We start from the raw sequence: 16,675 nt of genomic DNA, 5'->3' as shown, positions 1-16,675 counted from the left end.
CGCAGCAGCCTTCGTCGTCGTCTTCTTCACCGCAGCCTTGGCCGGAGCGGCCTTGGTCGCCGTCTTCTTCGCCGTCGTCCTCGTGGCCGGAGCCGCGGCCACCGAGGTTCCGGCAGAGGCGCGCGAGGCGGCCGACTCGGTCTTCGACAGCTTCTTGGCGCCCGACACGACCTCCTTGAAGTTCGTGCCCGAACGGAACTTGGGGACGCGGGTCTTCTTGATCCTCACGGTCGCCCCCGTCTTCGGGTTGCGGCCGGTGCGCGCGGCGCGGTCGGCCCGCTCGAAGGTGCCGAAGCCGGTGATGCCGACCTTGCCACCCTTGGCGACCTCGCGGATGACGACGTCGAGGAACGCCTCCAGCGCGTCGGATGCGACCTTCTTGCTACCGAGCTTGATCTCGAGCGCGTCGATCAGTTCTGCCTTGTTCACGTCTTCCCCTCCAGAGGACTGTCGGCGTCAGGCGACCCGACGATGAGCGTCCGGAACCGGTCCGGCTACCTCCTGACGTTAGGCCGCTGCGCGAGGCACGTCCATCACCGGTCGGTGGGTTTTTCGTTGTGTCGCAAGGAGTTTGACGGGTTCTGAGCGGATCCTGAGGGCCTGGGGGACGCCATGGACCGCGCCCGAATCGTCCGGATATGGAAACGGATCCCCTTGTCAGACAAGGGGATCCGTGGACCATCACACGTCTCAGGGGCGCCGGCGAGGCCGCCCGTCAGGCCGGGGTGGTGACCGGCTTGTGGCTCGGGCGGTGCGACTCGAAATCCGCGACGAGATCCTCGTGTCGCAGGGTCAGGCCGATGTCGTCGAGGCCCTCGAGCAGCCGCCAGCGGGTGTAGTCGTCGATCTCGAAGGGTGCCACGATCTCGCCGGCGTGGACCGTGCGGCCCACGAGGTCGACCGTGATCTCGGCACCGGGACTGTTCTCGAGGTACTTCCAGATCAGCTCGACGTCGTCCTGCGACACGATGGCGGTGAGCAGGCCCTGCTTGCCGCTGTTGCCCCGGAAGATGTCGGCGAAGCGGGAGCTGATGACGACCCGGAAACCCCAGTTCATCAGGGCCCACACCGCGTGCTCGCGGCTCGACCCCGTACCGAAGTCGGGACCGGCCACGAGGACCGAGCCGTCGGCGTACACCGGGTTGTTGAGGACGAAGGACTCGTCCTTGCGCCAGGCGGCGAAGAGCCCGTCCTCGAAGCCCGTGCGCGTCACGCGCTTGAGGTACTCGGCGGGGATGATCTGGTCGGTGTCGACGTTGCTGCGTCGCAGCGGGACACCGACGCCGGTGTGGGTCTCGAACGCGTCCATGGCTCAGGCCTCTCCGGTGGTGGCGGATGCCAGCTCGCCCTGCGGTCGGCCGGCGGTCTCGAGGTCGGCAGGGCTCGACAGGGTGCCCCGGACCGCGGTGGCGGCCGCGACGAGCGGGCTGACGAGGTGGGTGCGGCCTCCCTTGCCCTGCCGCCCCTCGAAGTTGCGGTTGGAGGTCGAGGCGCTGCGCTCGCCCGGGGCGAGGGTGTCGGGGTTCATCCCGAGGCACATCGAGCAGCCGGGGAGGCGCCACTCGGCGCCGGCCTCGGTGAAGACCTTGTCGAGACCCTCGGACTCGGCCTGCAGGCGCACCTTGGCCGATCCGGGGACCACGAGCATGCGGACTCCGTCGGCGACGCGGTGGCCCTGGACGACGGTGGCCGCTGCCCGGAGGTCCTCGATGCGCCCGTTGGTGCACGAGCCGACGAAGACCGTGTCGACCTTGATGTCGCGCAGCGGCGTGCCCGGCTCGAGGCCCATGTAGGCCAGGGCGTTGGCTGCGGCGAGCCGGTCGCTCTCGTCGGCGAACTCCTCGGGGTCGGGCACCGAGGCGGAGAGCGGCAGGCCCTGGCCCGGGTTCGTCCCCCACGTGACGAAGGGGGTCAGGGCGGACGCGTCGAGGTCGACCTCGGCGTCGAAGACGGCGTCGTCGTCGGTGCGCAGCGCGGTCCACTCGGCGACCGCGGCGTCCCAGTCGGCGCCGGTCGGGGCGTGCGGGCGCCCCCGGAGGTAGTCGAACGTCGTCTGGTCGGGCGCGATCATCCCGGCGCGCGCGCCGGCCTCGATCGACATGTTGCAGACCGTCATCCGGGCCTCCATCGACAGCGCCTCGATGGCGTCGCCGCGGTACTCGATGACGTAGCCCTGGCCACCGCCGGTGCCGATCTTGGCGATGACGGCCAGGACGATGTCCTTGGCCGTGACACCCTCGGGCAGCGCGCCGCCCACGTTGACGGCCAGCGTCCTGAAGGGCTTGAGGGGCAGGGTCTGGGTGGCGAGCACGTGCTCCACCTCGGACGTGCCGATGCCGAAGGCGAGCGCCCCGAAGGCGCCGTGGGTCGAGGTGTGGCTGTCGCCGCAGACGACCGTCATGCCCGGCTGCGTCAGGCCGAGCTGGGGGCCGACGACGTGCACGATGCCCTGGTCGGCGTCACCCATGGGGTAGAGGCGGACACCGAACTCCTCGCAGTTGCGACGGAGCGTCTCGACCTGGATCTTCGACACGGGGTCGGTGATCGGGCCGGGCGTCGTGGGGACGTTGTGGTCCTCGGTCGCGAGCGTGAGGTCGGGTCGACGCACGGGCCGGCCGGCGAGGCGCAGCCCGTCGAACGCCTGAGGGCTGGTGACCTCATGGAGGAGGTGGAGGTCGATGTAGAGGAGGTCGGGCTCCCCCTCGGCGCGACGGACGACGTGCGCGTCCCAGACCTTCTCGGCGAGTGTCCCTGCCATGACTTCCCTCTGACTTCCCTCCGCGGCGGCGTTTCCGGTGGTCGAGCGCGTGCGCCATCAAGGACCTGGTCGCGACATCGCTCTTCCGTCAGCGTGGACCTTTTGTGGGCCCGGTGGATTGACGTCTCAGTGCCTGAGACGTCAGTATCAGTGCATGGACAACTCTTCAGGGGTCGGTGTTCTCGACAAGGCCGCCACGGTGCTCGGCGCACTCGAGGCCGGTCCGGCCACCCTCGCCCAGCTCGTCGGAGCCACCGGGCTCGCCCGCCCCACGGCCCACCGCCTGGCGGTCGCTCTCGAGCACCACCGCCTCGTCTCGCGTGACATGCAGGGACGCTTCGTGCTGGGCCCGCGCCTCGGCGAGCTCGCCTCGGCCGCCGGTGAGGACCGGCTGCTCGCGGCCGCCGGCCCGGTGCTCGGCGCCCTGCGCGACCACACGAACGAGAGCGCGCAGCTCTTCCGCCGCCAGGGCGACCAGCGCATCTGCGTCGCGGCCGCCGAACGGCCCGTCGGCCTGCGCGACTCGATCCCGGTGGGCGCGACGCTGTCGATGCTGGCCGGCTCGGCCGCACAGGTGCTGCTCGCGTGGGAGGAGCCCGACCGGCTCCACCGCGGCCTCCAGGGCGCGGCCTTCACGGCGACCGCGCTGTCCGGCGTCCGCCGCCGCGGGTGGGCCCAGAGCGTCGCCGAGCGCGAGGCCGGGGTCGCCTCGGTCTCCGCGCCGGTACGCGGCCCGTCGGGTCGCGTCGTCGCCGCGGTGTCGATCTCCGGACCCATCGAGCGCCTCTCGCGCCAGCCCGGTCGGCTGCACGCCGCGACGGTCGTCGCCGGCGCCAACAAGCTGACCGAGGTGCTGCGTCGCCACCACGCGATGCAGCAGCAGCAACAGCAACAGCACAACGCCTGACCCCTCCTGACCCCGCTCGCCTCCCGACAACGTCGTCGGGACCGGCCGGCCGTGCACAACGGATCGGTCACGATCCGGATCCACACCCCGTCTCGGACAACCTTTCCGGGGGTGTTCGCGTCACCCTCAGTGCAGTGCACCGTCGCACGGCACGTCGCATTCCGGACAAGGGGTCACGATGCAGACAGCCACCTCGCCGCTCCAGTCGCCCCCGAGGCGACGGACCTCGGGCGGCCAGCGCCGCGCCCTCCTGGTGAGCGCCGCCGTCGCCCTCGTGGCCGCGACGACGGCCTGCGGCCCGGACCAGGGCACGGGCGTGGCGGGCACCGACGTCAACGAGGCCGTCGTGGGGTCCAGCTCGTCGGGCACGCCAGCCCCGACGACGAGCGAGCAGGCCGCCGAGACCACCACCGGGACCCCCACCGTGGGGTCGAGCGCCACCCCCTCGTCGACCCCGACCACCGTCACGCCGACGGCTCCCGCGCAGACGGCCAAGCCGACCGTCGAGCCGAAGCCCACCCCGGTGCCCGTCATCGTGCTCCGCGCCGGCGACACCGGCCCCAAGGTGCGCTCCCTGCAGGCGCGGCTGCGCCAGCTGCGCTGGTTCGACGGCGACGTCAGCGACCGCTACGGCTCGAGGACGACCGCCGCGGTGCGCGGCTTCCAGGCCAAGCGCGGCTTCGACGCCACCGGCACCCTCGACGAGCGGACGTGGGACAAGCTCGTCTCGATGACGCACCGCCCGACGGCCGACGAGCTCGCCAACGTCAAGCCGAAGCCGGCCGAGCCCACCGGATCGATGAGCTGGGACGTCGACGAGCGCTGCCTGACCGGTCGCGTCATGTGCGTCAGCAAGTCGACCAGGCACCTCACCTGGGTCGTCGACGGCGTACCGCAGTACGGCTTCGACGTGCGCTTCGGCAGCGACGAGCTGCCCACCCGCGAGGGCGTCTTCTCCGTCTACCTCAAGAAGGTCGACGTCATCTCGAACCTGTACCACACGCCCATGCCGTACTCGATGTTCTTCTCGGGCGGCCAGGCGGTGCACTACTCCTCGAACTTCGCCCGCCTCGGCTACACCGGCGCCTCGCACGGCTGCGTCAACGTGCGCAACAAGCCGCTGCTCGTCCAGCTCTACGGCGAGGTCCGCATCGGCGACAAGGTCGTCGTCCACTGGTGACGCGTCCGGACCGCCCGGAGCGCCACGAGCGGCCGGTCGTAGGCTGACGGGGTCACTCCCCCACGGCCCGAAGGAGTCGGTGTGCTCAAGGTTGGTTGGAAGGCGTCCGCGGAGCAGTTCGGTCCGCGCGACCTCGTCACGTTGGCCACCCGGGCCGAGCAGGTCGGGCTCGACTCGGCCTTCATCTCCGACCACTCCCAGCCGTGGCGCCACCAGCAGGGGCACGCCCCCTTCGCGATGAGCTGGCTCGCGGCGGCCGGCGAGCGCACGGAGCGGATCCAGCTCGGCACGTCGGTCATGACGCCGACGTTCCGCTACAACCCCGCGGTCGTGGCGCAGGCCTTCGGCACGCTCGGCGCGCTCAACCCGGGCCGCATCGTCCTGGGCATCGGCACCGGAGAGGCCCTCAACGAGGTCGCCGTCGGCGCCGCCGGCTCCCCCTGGCCGGAGTTCAAGGAGCGTTTCGCACGGCTGCGCGAGGCCGTGACGCTCATGCGGAGGCTGTGGACCGAGGAGCGCGTCGACTTCGAGGGTGACTACTACCGGACCCACGCGGCGACGGTCTACGACCGCCCCGAAGCGCCGATCCCCGTCTACGTCGCCGCGGGCGGCCCCCTCGTCGCGAGGTATGCCGGCCGGTCGGGTGACGGGTTCATCTGCACCTCCGGCAAGGGCCGCGAGCTCTACGAGGACAAGCTGCTGCCCGCAGTCGACGAGGGACTGGCCAAGTCGGACCGCACCCGCGACGACATCGACCGCATGATCGAGATCAAGCTGTCCTACGACCGGGATGCCGAGCAGGCCCTGCACAACGTGCGCTTCTGGGCGCCGCTGTCGCTCAGCGCCGAGCAGAAGCACGGCGTCGACGACCCGGTCGAGATGGAGCGCCTGGCCGACGAGCTGTCCGACGAGGAGATCGCCAAGCGCTGGATCGTGACGAGCGACCCGGCCGAGGCCGTCGACGCCGTGCGGCAGTACGTCGACTGGGGCTTCAACCACGTCGTCTTCCACGCACCCGGCCACGACCAGGCCCGGTTCCTCGAGCAGTTCTCGGCCGACGTGCTCCCCGGGCTGCGCGAGCTCAGCTGACGGCGCCCTCCGGAGTGGTGCCGCCGGCGGCGACGTCGCGACGGGCGATCCGGGCGTGCCGGCGTCGGCTGCGGTCCTCGGTCAGGCCGAAGGCCTTGCCGAGCCCGGTGGGCGGCATCCCGACGTAGAGGCTCTCGTGCGCGCCGGCCGGCACGGCATACGTCTCGTGCCAGATGCCGACGGCGCCGGTGGCCCTGCGGCTGCGGCGGTAGAACGCCGTCCACGCGGGTCGGTGGCGGCGCTCGGGGTCGTTGGCATAGGCGTACACGGACTCGACGTCGCGCCAGTACTGCACGAGCGTGGGGCCTCGTGCCCCGATGAGGGTGCGGGCCTCGAGGAAGCCGAGGTCCGGACCCTCCCCCCGCGCCGCGGCGGCCTTGGCGGCATACAGCTCGGTGAGCATGCCGGGCATGGCGGCGAACACCGGGCCCCAGAGGTCGGGGCGCCAGGGGTGGTTGACCCGCATCCCGATGAGGAAGACGGCGAGGTCGCCGTCGTGGGTGTGGCTGGTGTGGACGAAGCCGGTCATGACACGCCTCTCGGATAGTGATGCTATCCAAGTTTGGACAGTCATACTATCCAAAGTCAAGGAGGAACTCCCATGCGCATCTCAGAGCTGGCCGAACGCACCGGCGTCAGCATCCCCACGCTGAAGTACTACCTGCGCGAGGGCCTGCTCCACGCCGGCGAGGCGCAGGGCGCCACGCGTGCGACCTACGACGCGAGCCACGTCGACCGGGTCCGCCTGGTGCGCACTCTCGTCGACGTGGGCCGTCTCTCGATCGACCGGGTGCGCGAGGTGGTCCGGTCCCTCGACGAGCCGCCGGCCAGCCGGCACGACCTCCTCGGCGCAGCCCACGAGGCGCTCCGTCCCCACGTCGCGGCCGCGGACCCGACACCGGAGGCGCTCGACCGGGTGCGCGCCCTCGGCCCACCCGGGTGCGAGCACTCCCCTGCCGGCCTGCAGCTCGCCCAGGCGCTCACGGCCGCCGGCGCCGCCGGGTGGAGCATCGACGACGCGACACTGTCCACGTGGCAGCGGGCCATGCTCTCCGTCGCCGAGACGGACGTCGCCCCGTCGCTCGCCTCGGCCCCACCGGAGGAGGCTCTGCGCTACGCCATCGTCGGCACGGTCCTGACCGACCCGGTGCTGCTCGCACTGCGCCGCGTGGCGCAGGAGTCGGTGAGTGCCCGGCGACTCGGACCCGGGCCCCCGGCGTCGCGCGGGCCTGCGACGAGCCCCGCGCACTAGCATCGCACCAGGTCCACCGCGGACCGGAGACCCGGGAAGGGGCCCCGCGCGTGACGACAGCTTCGACCGACCACGACTCGGACCCGGATCGCGCGGCCCGAGCTCTCGCCCTCGCCCGCCGCCTGCCCTTCACGCTCGCGGTGGTCGGCACCATGCTCCTCGTCGGGGTGGCGACCAGCACGCTGTGGAGCGCGCTGGAGGACCGAGACCTGCTCCACCACGTGGCCTACGGCCTCCCCGCCCTCCAGGACGGCCGCTGGTGGACCCCTGTCACGGGCGCTTTCTTCGCGCTCACCCCGGCGCAGTACCTCCCCGTGGCCGGCGGCGCCCTGCTCATGGTCGGCTGGTCGGAGTGGCGGCTCGGGACCCGTCGGGTCGCCGTCGCCGCCACCACCACCCACCTGGCCGGCGTCCTGCTCGCCTCGCTCTTCCTGCTCGTCGTCGGCGACACCGGATGGGAGTGGGCCGCCCGCCTCGCCGCGGAGCTCGACGCGGGGTTCAGCGCGGGCGCCCTCGGCGCGGTCGCTGCGGCGAGCGCCACCCTGACCCCGCCCTGGCGTGGGCGCCTGCGAGCCGTCGTGTCGCTCTACGCGGTCGTGGCCCTGCTCTACGTCGGTCGCCTCTGGGACCTCGAGCACGCCATCGGCATCTCGGTCGGGCTCGCCCTCGGGCCGGTCCTGCTCGGCCGCCGGCCCTCGCTCGCGCTGCCACGCTTCAGCCGACACGAGTGGAGGGTCGTGTCGTCGACCTTCTACGTCGTCAGCGCGCTCGTGCAGATCCTGCTCTACTTCACCCCGTCCGACGGGCCGCTCGGCGCGACGTCCGACGACACGGACGCGTTCGGCGTCCTCATCAGCGCGGCGATCTCGCTCCTGCTCGCCGACGGTCTACGGCGAGGGTCGCGTCGGGTGTGGTTCCTCGCGGGCGGCCTCGCGACCCTCTCCCTCCTGGCCCAGTCGCTGCTCATCGTCGTCGAGATCGTGGCCCCCGAGCAGCTCAACGGCGACGGTCAGGTCGCGACCTCCATCCCGGAGCTCGTCCTCAGCGTGCTCATCACTGTGCTGCAGCTCGCCGTCCTCGTGCTCGGCCGTTCCGCCTTCCAGGCCCGGTCACGCCGCAAGCGGCGCGCCCAGCTGGCCACCGGGGCCGACGACCGTGACATCGCGGTCAGCCTGCTCAAGGAGCACGGCGGGACGACCATGTCGTGGATGGGTACCTGGCCCGACAACCACTGGTACGTCCACCGGGACCCGTCCGGCGCGCCCGTGGGCTACGTCGCGTTCCAGGTCCACCGGGGCACGGCCATCGCTCTGGGGGACCCCGTCGCGGCCGACGCGCCGACGCGCGCCGTGGTGCTGCAGGGGTTCGTCGACGAGCAGGAGACGCACGGTCTCATCGTGTGCTTCTTCTCCGTGACGCAGGAGGTCGCCGACTGGGGAGAGTCCCACAGCCGCCGCGACGTGCTCGTGGCCGAGGAGGCGATCATCGACCTGCCCGGGCTCGAGTTCAAGGGCAAGTCCTGGCAGAGCGTCCGCACGGCCCTCAACCGCGCCACGAAGGACGGGATCACCTACCGCGAGGGGCGGCTCGCCGAGATGCCGAGGGGCCTGCTGACGCAGGTGCGCGCCATCTCCGAGCTCTGGGTGTCCGACAAGGGCCTGCCAGAGATGGGCTTCACGCTCGGGGGCGTCGACGAGGCCCTCGACCCCGACACGCGGGTCGGGCTGGCCGTCGACGCCGACATGACGGTGCACGGTGTCACGTCCTGGCTGCCGGTCCACTCCCCGGGCGGTGAGGTCCGCGGGTGGACGCTCGACGTCATGCGCCGGCTGCCCGACGGCTTCCGGCCCGTGACCGAGTTCCTCATCGCGAGCGCCTGCCTGTCCTTCCGTGAGCAGGGCGCGTCGTTCGTCTCCCTCTCGGGTGCCCCGCTGGCGCACTCCGGCGACGGCACTGTCGAGCGAGCCGCGCTGGAGCGCCTGCTCGACCAGCTCGGTGAGGCGATGGAGCCCCTCTACGGCTTCCGGTCGCTCGACAGCTTCAAGCAGAAGTTCCGGCCCAGGCACGAGCCGGTCTACCTCGTCTTCCCCGACGAGGCCGCGCTCCCGCGCATCGGGCTCGCGCTCACGTCGGCGTACCTGCCCGGAGCCTCCCTGCGCGACCTGGCGCGGGCCGGCCTCCAGTCCCGCAGGGACGATGCTCAGGCGTCCTTGTAGGGGCGCTTCTCGAGGACGGACGACAGCGCCGCCGTCTGCTCGGGAGTCCAGTCGGGTGGGTTCGTGACGGCGACCCACGACTCGAGGTTGGCCGTGGCCGACCATGCCGTAGAGGGCGCGGATCTCGTTCTGCCAGCCGACCTGGCGCCAGCCGGTGAAGACCGCCGCCCAGAAGCCGAGCCCCACGAAGATCGCCACGAGGACGCGGCGGGCGCGCCCGCGCACGCTGGGGATCCCCAGGTGGCGCCAGATGGCCTGGGTGCCGGCGCCGATGCCGTAGCCGATCATCACGGTGACACCGGAGGCCACCCCTTGCGCCATCGCGCCACGCGGCAGGAGCGACGGCAGCAGGGACAGCGCGAAGAACCACGCCGCCACGGTGAGGCCGACCCCCGAGAACGTCGGGTCGAAGACCCGGCGCGGAGTGCCGAGCGCCGGTCGCCACGACCGGTGTCGGGCGGTAACCGCCGGAGGGGCGACGACGGTCGGTGCGGTCATGCGGCTGCTGCTTGCTCGGCGTGCCCAAGACGAGCGTCAGCATAGGTGGGCCGACCGCGGGCCCCCTGACATGCAGGAAGACCCCGGTCCGTGTGGACCGGGGTCTTCCTCTGCTCTCTCGAGCATCACGTAGCCCCGACGGGATTCGAACCCGCGCTACCGCCTTGAGAGGGCGGCGTGCTAGGCCGCTACACAACGGGGCCGTGAGCGGTGCCGAGCGGACTCGGCACGAGAAGAAACCTTACCGTGAAGGCGGGATTTCTCCGAATCGGCCCACGTTGCCGTGAACCAGAGCTGGGGTACCAGGACTCGAACCTAGAATGACGGAACCAGAAACCGTAGTGTTGCCAATTACACCATACCCCAAGGGGTTTCACTCCGAGCCTGCCTCGCGGCCGGTACGGGGTGAACCGAATGGGAATACTACCGGTCCGTGAGCGGTGGCCCAAATCGGCGCTCGAGCACCACCGCGACCTCGTCCAAGCCACGCACGCGGGCGACCGCCTCGGGCGTCCCCCGCCCGGCCCGGTCGAGCCACACGGCACGCAGGCCGGCGGCCTGGGCACCGAGGACGTCCCACTCGATGCTGTCGCCGATGCAGACCACCCGCTCGGGCTCGGAGCCGAGCAGCCGGCACGCCTCGAGGTAGACGCGGGGGTCGGGCTTGCCGAAGCCCAGGGTGTCGGTCGTCACGACGACGTCGAACCGCTCGACGAGGTCGAGGGCCTCGAGCTTGATGCGCGTCGGCGCGTGCGCCGAGTTGGTCAGCAGGGCGACCGGCAGGCCCTGCCCGTCGGCCGCGGCCAGCAGTCCCGGCACGTCGGGGAAGAGGCGCTGCGAGCTGCGGAAGGCCGGGGCGTAGGCGTCCTCGAACGACCGGTGGGCCCCGTCGGGGACCTCGAGCCCGAACGCCACGGCCACCTCGGCCAGCCGGCCCGAGCGCATCGCGTCGAACGGGACGTCACCGGACGCGTAGCGCGGGAACCATCGCTCCGGGTCGTCGTAGTAGCGCTGGGCCATGGCGCGGTGGTCCCCGACGGGCCGGTGCGGCCAGATCGCGGCGGCCGCCTCAGTGCCGGCCGTGACCATCGCCTCCTGCGTGTCGACGATGGTGTCGTCGACGTCGAGCAGCACGGCGTGCACGCCGTCGAGGACAACGGCGAGGGACGGCGGGTTCACGGTTGGGGTCCTTCCACGGGGTCGAGCCCGAACAGGGGCAGCGCCGGCCGCACCCCGTCGATGCCGACCTCGCGGGCCCGGCCCGCCGCCTCCCAGGCCGCCCGCTCGAGCCGGACGTGCTGCAGCGTCTCACCCGAGTGCTCGAGCACGGAGCGACGGGTGTCGCGGTAGCCCAGGGCCCGCGAGACGCCCAGCGACGCGGCGTTGCCGACGACCGCCGAGCTGATCGCCGCCGTGGCTCGCAACGGACCGAAGGCCAGCGCGAGCACCGCCGCCCGCATCTGCGTTCCGAGGCCCCTCCCCCGCGCCGTGGCGACGAGCCACGACGACGAGTCGACGATGCGGTCCGCGCGCCAGTCCGGGCCCTCGAGCCACTGGGCACCGACGACGTCTCCGTCCGCGCGCACGACGAAGGGCAGCGCCCAGTCGTCGGGCGACCACATGCCGAGGGCGCGCCAGTAGCCCTGCGAGAGGACGGCCCGACGGTTCGCGGCGCCGTCGAGACCGGCATACGTCGTCGCGTGCGGGTTCAGCTCGAGGTCGTCGGGCAGGAGCGAGCACAGGGTCGGCAGGTCGGCCTCCGTCATGACGGTGAGGTCGAGGTCGGCCGTGCGCAGGCGGATGCCGTGCAGCGGCCAGGCCACCCTCTCCACCCGCACCCTCCTCAGAGCGAGTCGCGCAGCGACCGGAGACGGTTGAGCGTCGACGTCTTGCCGAGGATCTCCATCGACTCGAAGAGCGGCGGCGAGATGCGCGCACCCGAGACGGCCGTGCGCAGCGGACCGAACGCGAGGCGCGGCTTGATGCCGAGCCCGTCGACGATCGCCGCACGCAGCGCCGCCTCGATCCCCGCGGCGTTCCACGGGCTCCCCGTGCCGAGCACGCCCGTGCCGTGGTCGTCGATGTCGCCGAGCACCTTGAGGGCCGCGTCGAGGACGGCCGGGGCATCGTCCTTGAGCTGGGCGCGCGCATCCTCGTCGATGACGAGCTGGTCGTCGGCGACGAAGAAGGGGCGCACGAGCGCCGGCGCCTCGGTGAGCAGGGCCATGCGCGTCTGGATCAGCTCGGCGACGGACTTGAGACGCGCCAGCTCACCGAGCGACTGCGTCTCGCCGAGGACGCCGTCCGCGACGAGGTACGGCAGCAACCGGCTCGCGAACTCGCCCGCGCCGAGCGACCGGATGTAGACGCCGTTGAGCCAGTCGAGCTTCTTGAGGTCGAAGATCGGGCCGATCGGGTTGACCTTGCCCCAGTCGAAGGTGCGGCTGAACTCGTCGAAGGTGAAGACCTCGACGTCCGCACCCTCGGCGTCCTGCTGCGGCGGATAGGCAAGCAGCGCAAGGAAGTTCACGAGCGCCTCGGGGAGATAGCCCTGCTCGCGGAACCACGTGAGACGGGCGGCGGGGTTCTTGCGCTTGGAGATCTTGGACTTGTCGGTGTTGCGCAGCAGCGGCATGTGCGCGAACGCCGGCGGCTCGAGGCCGAGCCAGCGGTAGAGCAGCACGTGCTTCGGCGTCGAGCTGATCCACTCCTCACCGCGCACGACGTGGGTGATGCCCATGAGGTGGTCGTCGACGACGACGGCGAGGTGGTAGGTCGGGAAGCCGTCGGCCTTGAGGATCACCTGGTCGTCGGGGCGCGGCGCCGAGACCTTGCCGCGGATGACGTCGTCGAAGACGAGCGGTACGTCGTCGGGCACGAGCATGCGCACGACGGGCGTCTCGCTGAAGCCGGGCAGCGCTGCGCGCTCCTCGCGGGTCTTGCCCACGCACAGGCGGTCGTAGCCGGTCGGCTGCTTCGTCTTCTGCTGGACCTCGCGCATCTGGTCGAGGCGCTCCTTGGAGCACCAGCAGTAGTAGGCGTGGCCGTCGGCGAGGAGGCGCTCGACGTAGGGCCGGTAGGTGTCGAGGCGCTCGGACTGCCGGTACGGCGCGAACGGCCCACCGATGTCCGGGCCCTCGTCCCAGTGCAGCCCGAGCCACGCGAGGGTGTCGTAGAGCTGCGCCTCCGAGTCCTCACGGAAGCGCGCGCGGTCGGTGTCCTCGACCCGGAGGACGAACTGGCCACCCTGCTGCCGGGTGAAGGCGAGGTTGAAGAGCGACATGTAAGCCGTGCCGACGTGCGGGTCACCGGTGGGTGACGGCGCGACGCGCGTGCGCACCGGGCCGGAGCCGTCGGACGTCGAGACGCGAGGGGCCTCCTCGGTGCGGATCTCGACCTGGTCGCCGGCGTCGCCCTCGACGCTGACGGAGGAGGACGGCATACGTGTGCTGGTGCTGTTGTCGCTCATGGTGCGACCCAGCCTAGTGGGAGCCTGAAAGGGTCAGCGACGCACGAAGGTGTTGGTCAGCGACCCGATGCCCGCGATCTCGACCGTGACCTGCTGGCCCGCCTCGACGAGCCCGACGCCGGCCGGCGTACCGGTCAGGATGACGTCGCCGGGCAGCAACGTGAAGGCCGCCGAGGCGTACTCGATGATGGTCGCGATGCCGTGGATCATGTCGGCGGTCGTGCCGTCCTGCTTCACCTCGCCGTCGAGCGTCGTGACGATCGACAGGTCAGCGGCGTCGAGCTCGGTCTCGACCCACGGTCCGAGCGGGCAGCTCGTGTCGAAGCCCTTGGCACGGGCCCACTGTCCGTCGGTGCGCTGCCAGTCGCGCGCCGTCACGTCGTTGGCGATGGTGTAGCCGTAGATGCACTCGGCGGCGTCCTTCGCCCTGACGCCCTTGGTGATCGTCTTGATGACGACGGCGAGCTCGCCCTCGTAGGAGATCTCGCTGCTGCCGGCCGGTAGGACGACGGGGTCGAAGGGTCCGACGACGGCGGTGTTGGGCTTGAAGAACATCATCGGCTCGGCCGGGGCCTCGCCGCCCATCTCCTTGGCGTGGTCGGCGTAGTTCTTGCCGATCGCGACGATCTTGGAGCGCGGGATGACGGGTGCGAGCAGGCGGACGTCGTCGAGCATGACGGGCGGTTGCCCGCTCGGCTGGAGGCCGACGTAGAGCGGGTCGCCGGCCAGCGGCGTGATCACCTCGCTGCCGGGGTCGCCCTGGACGATGCCGTATGCCGGGTCGTCCCCGGTCGTGAACCTCGCGATGCGCACGCGCCCACCCTACGACGGGAGCCGCTCCCCGCGGAGGGCGGTCAGCGCGGCCAGACGATGGTGACGTCGGCAGGCGAGCCGGGCTGCCCGCTGGGGCGGGTGCGGTACTCCGGCACGCCCACGCAGGTCCACAGCAGTCCGGCGACGTCGCTGCCCAGCAAGTGTGCGAGGTCGGAGTCGCGGAAGGTCATGCCCGACGCGGCCGCGCCCAACGCGTACGCCATGAGGTGGAGGCGGCCCTCGGCGAGGCCCGCGAGCAGCTGGGCCTCGCGGTAGCCGTGGTCGTCGAGGTCGGCCAGGCGCGCGCCGCTCATGGCGACGAAGGCCGCGTCGCGGGCGAGTCCCTGCTCGAGGGCGGCCCTGAACAGCTCGTCGCGGACGGACGGCTCGTCGAGCGGGCGCACCGGCGAGGAGAGGTCGGGCCACCGGTGGATGCCGGTCGGCACATCGCCGACGGCGCTGACGCCGAGCCAGTGCGGCACGTCGATCCCGCGCAGCGAGGCGCCCATCGCGTCGACGAGGACGTGGCGCGGCAGGGAGCGATCCGGGTGCAGGCGGCGGATGGAGCCCTTGCTGACGACGACGGCGTCGGTGCTCGGGCCACCCTCGGAGGTGAGCTCGACCGGCGCGCCGCGCCCGAGCTCGGCGCCGAGGGCGCGCTGCTCCCCCGCGCGCTGGGCGGCCGTGACGAGCGGGAACTCGAGGCCGTCGGCGTCGTGGTGGCCGGACATCGGGTCGCCGGTCAGGTGGACGGCCGGGTTGCCGGGGCCGAGGGCCACGAGGGCGACGGGGAACTCGTGCACGCGGTCGGCGCCGACGAGGGCAGCCACCTCGGCGTCGGGGAAGGCCGTGAACAGGCGCGCGGTCACGCCGGCCGAGTCGGCAAGGGCGAGCGTCTGGGAGAGCATGGTGCCGGCGTCCCAGTAGACGTGGCGGAAGCCGCGCTCGCGGTAGCGCCAGCCGGTGCGCCACGGCACCCCCGTGACGACGACGGTCACGGCGTCGCCCGACGGCGGGGGGCCGAGGACGACGAGGGCGTGCGCCTCCGGGTCGTACCAGTGCAGGCCGGGTGCCAGGCCCTCGATCCGGGCGCCGCGCGGGACCGCGACGTAGAGCTCGAGCGGGAACCGCGCGCCCGCAGACCCCGCGGCGCGGAAGAGCATGAGCCCGCCGTCCGGGCGCGTGGTGCGCCGCGTGACTCCGGACGAGAGGTAGAGCAGGCGGGCCAGCGCGGGGAGGTCGAGGCCGCTCGGCTCGACGTCCGCGGTGCCGGCGAGCACGGCCGTGGCAGGGGCCGTGGACGCAGGGAGGTCGGTCGGCAGCAGGACTCGGCGGAGGTCGTCGTCGTAGCGCTTGTAGGACTGGGGGCGCCGCGTCAGGTCGTTGGGCACGAGGTCCTGCACGAGCCGGTCGTCGTCGGGGACCTCCATCCACTCCCGCTCCGGGGTGTAGCAGGTCAGGCGGTGCAGCAGGTGAGTGGGCCGCTCGGCGTCCGGTGCCATGAGGCCATCCTGCCCTCGCGGTGCTGGTGCGCGGTGGGGTTCGCCGCCGCGAGTCGCCTACCCTCGTGGGGTGCAGGTCCTGGACGAGCCGGAGTGGCGGGAGCGGACGGCGGCGCACGAGGCGCACGTCGACTCCGCGACAGCGGCGCACCTGGCCCGCCGCCGCGACCATCGCAAGCACCCCGTCGAGGACTTCCTCTTCACCTACTACTCCTTCAAGCCCGCTCAGCTGCGTCGCTGGCACCCGGGGGCGGGGACCGCACTCGGCGGAGCGGCTCAGGCTCCGCACACCGGCTGGCGCTTCTACGCCGAGGAGGCGGGCCTCGTCCACGTGGACGTCGAGGCCTTCACGGCGGCGCGGGGCGACACGCTGCGCTTCGTCCGCGAGCTGCTCGTGCGCACGGCAGGACGGTCGGCCCGCTTCGGCTGCTTCGGTCTGCACGAGTGGGCCATGGTCTACCGGCTCGACCCGTCCGACGTGCGGCACTCGGGATGGCCGCTGCGTCTCGGCGCCTCGGGCACCGACGCCGTCGTCGAGAGCCATCAGGTGGCCTGCTCGCACTTCGACGCATACCGCTTCTTCACGCCCGCCGCCCAGCCGCTCAACGCGCTGGCGCCGACGCGTGAGACCCAGACCGCCCTCGAGCAGCCCGGCTGCCTGCACGCCGGCATGGACCTCTACGGTCGCGTAGGAGTCAATTTGGTGCCGGCCATTTCCAGCGACCTACTGATGGACTGCTTTGAGCTGGCCCGCGACATTCGCTCTTTGGACATGCGTGCTTCTCCATACGACCTGCGCGATCTCGGCTACGAGCCGGTGTCCATCGAGACCGCAGAAGGCAAGGCCACCTATGTCGCGGAGCAGCGTGCGTTTGCCGAACGCGGCCAGGTACTGAGGGAGCGCTTGATCGCTGTGTGCGACGACATCTTGCAAACCGCCCGAGACGGGACTTGATCGCAATGCGGCATGAGAGTGCGGTTCGTGGATTAG

15 protein-coding genes, 2 tRNA genes and 1 pseudogene are annotated in these 16,675 nt (G+C 71.9%); 6 read left to right on the top strand and 12 right to left on the bottom strand.

Annotated features, from left to right (window positions below):
• From ASG96_RS09595 to leuC, 3 genes are all read right to left on the bottom strand, one after another.
• Positions 1-429 (bottom strand): HU family DNA-binding protein (locus ASG96_RS09595; RefSeq protein ID WP_200962670.1); only part of this gene is annotated, 429 nt, incomplete at its 3' end.
• A gap of 286 nt (positions 430-715) precedes the next feature.
• A complete protein-coding gene (gene leuD / locus ASG96_RS09590; RefSeq protein ID WP_056753761.1) occupies positions 716-1,309 on the bottom strand; it encodes a 3-isopropylmalate dehydratase small subunit in 594 nt (197 codons plus the stop codon).
• A 3-nt stretch (positions 1,310-1,312) separates the two neighbouring features.
• On the bottom strand, positions 1,313-2,758 hold the full coding sequence (gene leuC / locus ASG96_RS09585) for a 3-isopropylmalate dehydratase large subunit (protein ID WP_057587815.1): 1,446 nt from the start codon (positions 2,756-2,758) through the stop codon (positions 1,313-1,315).
• Positions 2,759-2,912: 154 nt separating this feature from the next.
• Between leuC and ASG96_RS09580 the strand changes: the two genes are divergently transcribed.
• From ASG96_RS09580 to fgd, 3 genes are all read left to right on the top strand, one after another.
• Complete coding sequence (locus tag ASG96_RS09580) at positions 2,913-3,665, top strand: IclR family transcriptional regulator (RefSeq protein WP_020142814.1); 753 nt, start codon at positions 2,913-2,915, stop codon at positions 3,663-3,665.
• A 178-nt stretch (positions 3,666-3,843) separates the two neighbouring features.
• Entirely contained in the window at positions 3,844-4,845 is a 1,002-nt protein-coding gene (locus ASG96_RS22640; RefSeq protein ID WP_082588540.1) for a L,D-transpeptidase family protein, read from the top strand.
• 81 nt (positions 4,846-4,926) lie between these two features.
• Positions 4,927-5,934 (top strand): glucose-6-phosphate dehydrogenase (coenzyme-F420), encoded by a 1,008-nt coding sequence (gene fgd, locus ASG96_RS09570; protein WP_057587814.1) that lies wholly within the window; start codon positions 4,927-4,929, stop codon positions 5,932-5,934.
• Here the strand turns inward: fgd and ASG96_RS09565 are convergent.
• Positions 5,927-6,463 carry a DUF4188 domain-containing protein gene (locus tag ASG96_RS09565; protein ID WP_057587813.1) on the bottom strand — a complete coding sequence of 179 codons (537 nt, stop codon included), beginning with the start codon at positions 6,461-6,463 and terminating at the stop codon, positions 5,927-5,929. The two genes, fgd and ASG96_RS09565, sit on opposite strands and share 8 nt — an antisense overlap.
• A gap of 72 nt (positions 6,464-6,535) precedes the next feature.
• On the opposite strand from ASG96_RS09565, the gene ASG96_RS09560 reads away from it, so the two are divergent.
• Both ASG96_RS09560 and ASG96_RS09555 read left to right on the top strand, forming a co-directional pair.
• Positions 6,536-7,186, top strand: coding sequence for a MerR family transcriptional regulator (locus ASG96_RS09560; RefSeq protein WP_057587812.1), 651 nt, complete (start codon positions 6,536-6,538; stop codon positions 7,184-7,186).
• A 50-nt stretch (positions 7,187-7,236) separates the two neighbouring features.
• Entirely contained in the window at positions 7,237-9,402 is a 2,166-nt protein-coding gene (locus ASG96_RS09555) for a bifunctional lysylphosphatidylglycerol flippase/synthetase MprF (protein ID WP_056753746.1), read from the top strand.
• Between the two features lie 96 nt (positions 9,403-9,498).
• On the opposite strand, the pseudogene ASG96_RS24470 reads toward ASG96_RS09555, so the two are convergent.
• The 8 genes and pseudogenes from ASG96_RS24470 to ASG96_RS09520 all read right to left on the bottom strand — a co-directional run.
• Positions 9,499-9,900, bottom strand: a pseudogene (locus ASG96_RS24470) (alpha/beta-hydrolase N-terminal domain-containing protein); the annotation flags it as partial.
• Positions 9,901-10,030: 130 nt separating this feature from the next.
• Positions 10,031-10,103: transfer RNA gene (locus tag ASG96_RS09550), tRNA-Glu, on the bottom strand.
• 91 nt (positions 10,104-10,194) lie between these two features.
• Positions 10,195-10,266 (bottom strand) — tRNA-Gln (locus ASG96_RS09545).
• A gap of 57 nt (positions 10,267-10,323) precedes the next feature.
• Entirely contained in the window at positions 10,324-11,079 is a 756-nt protein-coding gene (locus tag ASG96_RS09540; RefSeq protein ID WP_056753744.1) for an HAD family hydrolase, read from the bottom strand.
• A complete protein-coding gene (locus ASG96_RS09535) occupies positions 11,076-11,732 on the bottom strand; it encodes a GNAT family N-acetyltransferase (protein WP_056753740.1) in 657 nt (218 codons plus the stop codon). Before ASG96_RS09535 ends, ASG96_RS09540 begins: the two co-directional genes overlap by 4 nt.
• An 11-nt stretch (positions 11,733-11,743) precedes the next feature.
• Positions 11,744-13,369 (bottom strand): glutamate--tRNA ligase, encoded by a 1,626-nt coding sequence (gene gltX, locus ASG96_RS09530; RefSeq protein WP_255359555.1) that lies wholly within the window; start codon positions 13,367-13,369, stop codon positions 11,744-11,746.
• Between the two features lie 33 nt (positions 13,370-13,402).
• Entirely contained in the window at positions 13,403-14,182 is a 780-nt protein-coding gene (locus ASG96_RS09525; protein ID WP_056753735.1) for a fumarylacetoacetate hydrolase family protein, read from the bottom strand.
• Positions 14,183-14,223: 41 nt separating this feature from the next.
• A complete protein-coding gene (locus ASG96_RS09520; RefSeq protein WP_057587811.1) occupies positions 14,224-15,684 on the bottom strand; it encodes a hypothetical protein in 1,461 nt (486 codons plus the stop codon).
• Positions 15,685-15,754: 70 nt separating this feature from the next.
• On the opposite strand from ASG96_RS09520, the gene ASG96_RS09515 reads away from it, so the two are divergent.
• Positions 15,755-16,639 (top strand): hypothetical protein, encoded by an 885-nt coding sequence (locus ASG96_RS09515; protein WP_057587810.1) that lies wholly within the window; start codon positions 15,755-15,757, stop codon positions 16,637-16,639.
• Positions 16,640-16,675 lie beyond the last annotated feature (36 nt).

The sequence above is a fragment of the Terrabacter sp. Soil810 genome, from assembly GCF_001429645.1.
GTDB lineage: Bacteria > Actinomycetota > Actinomycetes > Actinomycetales > Dermatophilaceae > Terrabacter.
The sequence above is the reverse complement of the archived record's forward strand: the minus strand, read 5'-3'. Positions and strand labels throughout refer to the sequence as shown.

What these genes read in the sequence shown, in the direction of transcription:
- leuD (WP_056753761.1), bottom strand. Translation starts at nt 1,309, where the DNA reads ATGGACGCGTTCGAGACCCACACCGGCGTCGGTGTCCCGCTGCGACGC.
- ASG96_RS22640 (WP_082588540.1), top strand. Translation starts at nt 3,844, where the DNA reads ATGCAGACAGCCACCTCGCCGCTCCAGTCGCCCCCGAGGCGACGGACC.
- ASG96_RS09565 (WP_057587813.1), bottom strand. Translation starts at nt 6,463, where the DNA reads ATGACCGGCTTCGTCCACACCAGCCACACCCACGACGGCGACCTCGCC.
- ASG96_RS09580 (WP_020142814.1), top strand. Translation starts at nt 2,913, where the DNA reads ATGGACAACTCTTCAGGGGTCGGTGTTCTCGACAAGGCCGCCACGGTG.
- ASG96_RS09560 (WP_057587812.1), top strand. Translation starts at nt 6,536, where the DNA reads ATGCGCATCTCAGAGCTGGCCGAACGCACCGGCGTCAGCATCCCCACG.
- ASG96_RS09520 (WP_057587811.1), bottom strand. Translation starts at nt 15,684, where the DNA reads ATGGCACCGGACGCCGAGCGGCCCACTCACCTGCTGCACCGCCTGACC.
- leuC (WP_057587815.1), bottom strand. Translation starts at nt 2,758, where the DNA reads ATGGCAGGGACACTCGCCGAGAAGGTCTGGGACGCGCACGTCGTCCGT.
- gltX (WP_255359555.1), bottom strand. Translation starts at nt 13,369, where the DNA reads ATGAGCGACAACAGCACCAGCACACGTATGCCGTCCTCCTCCGTCAGC.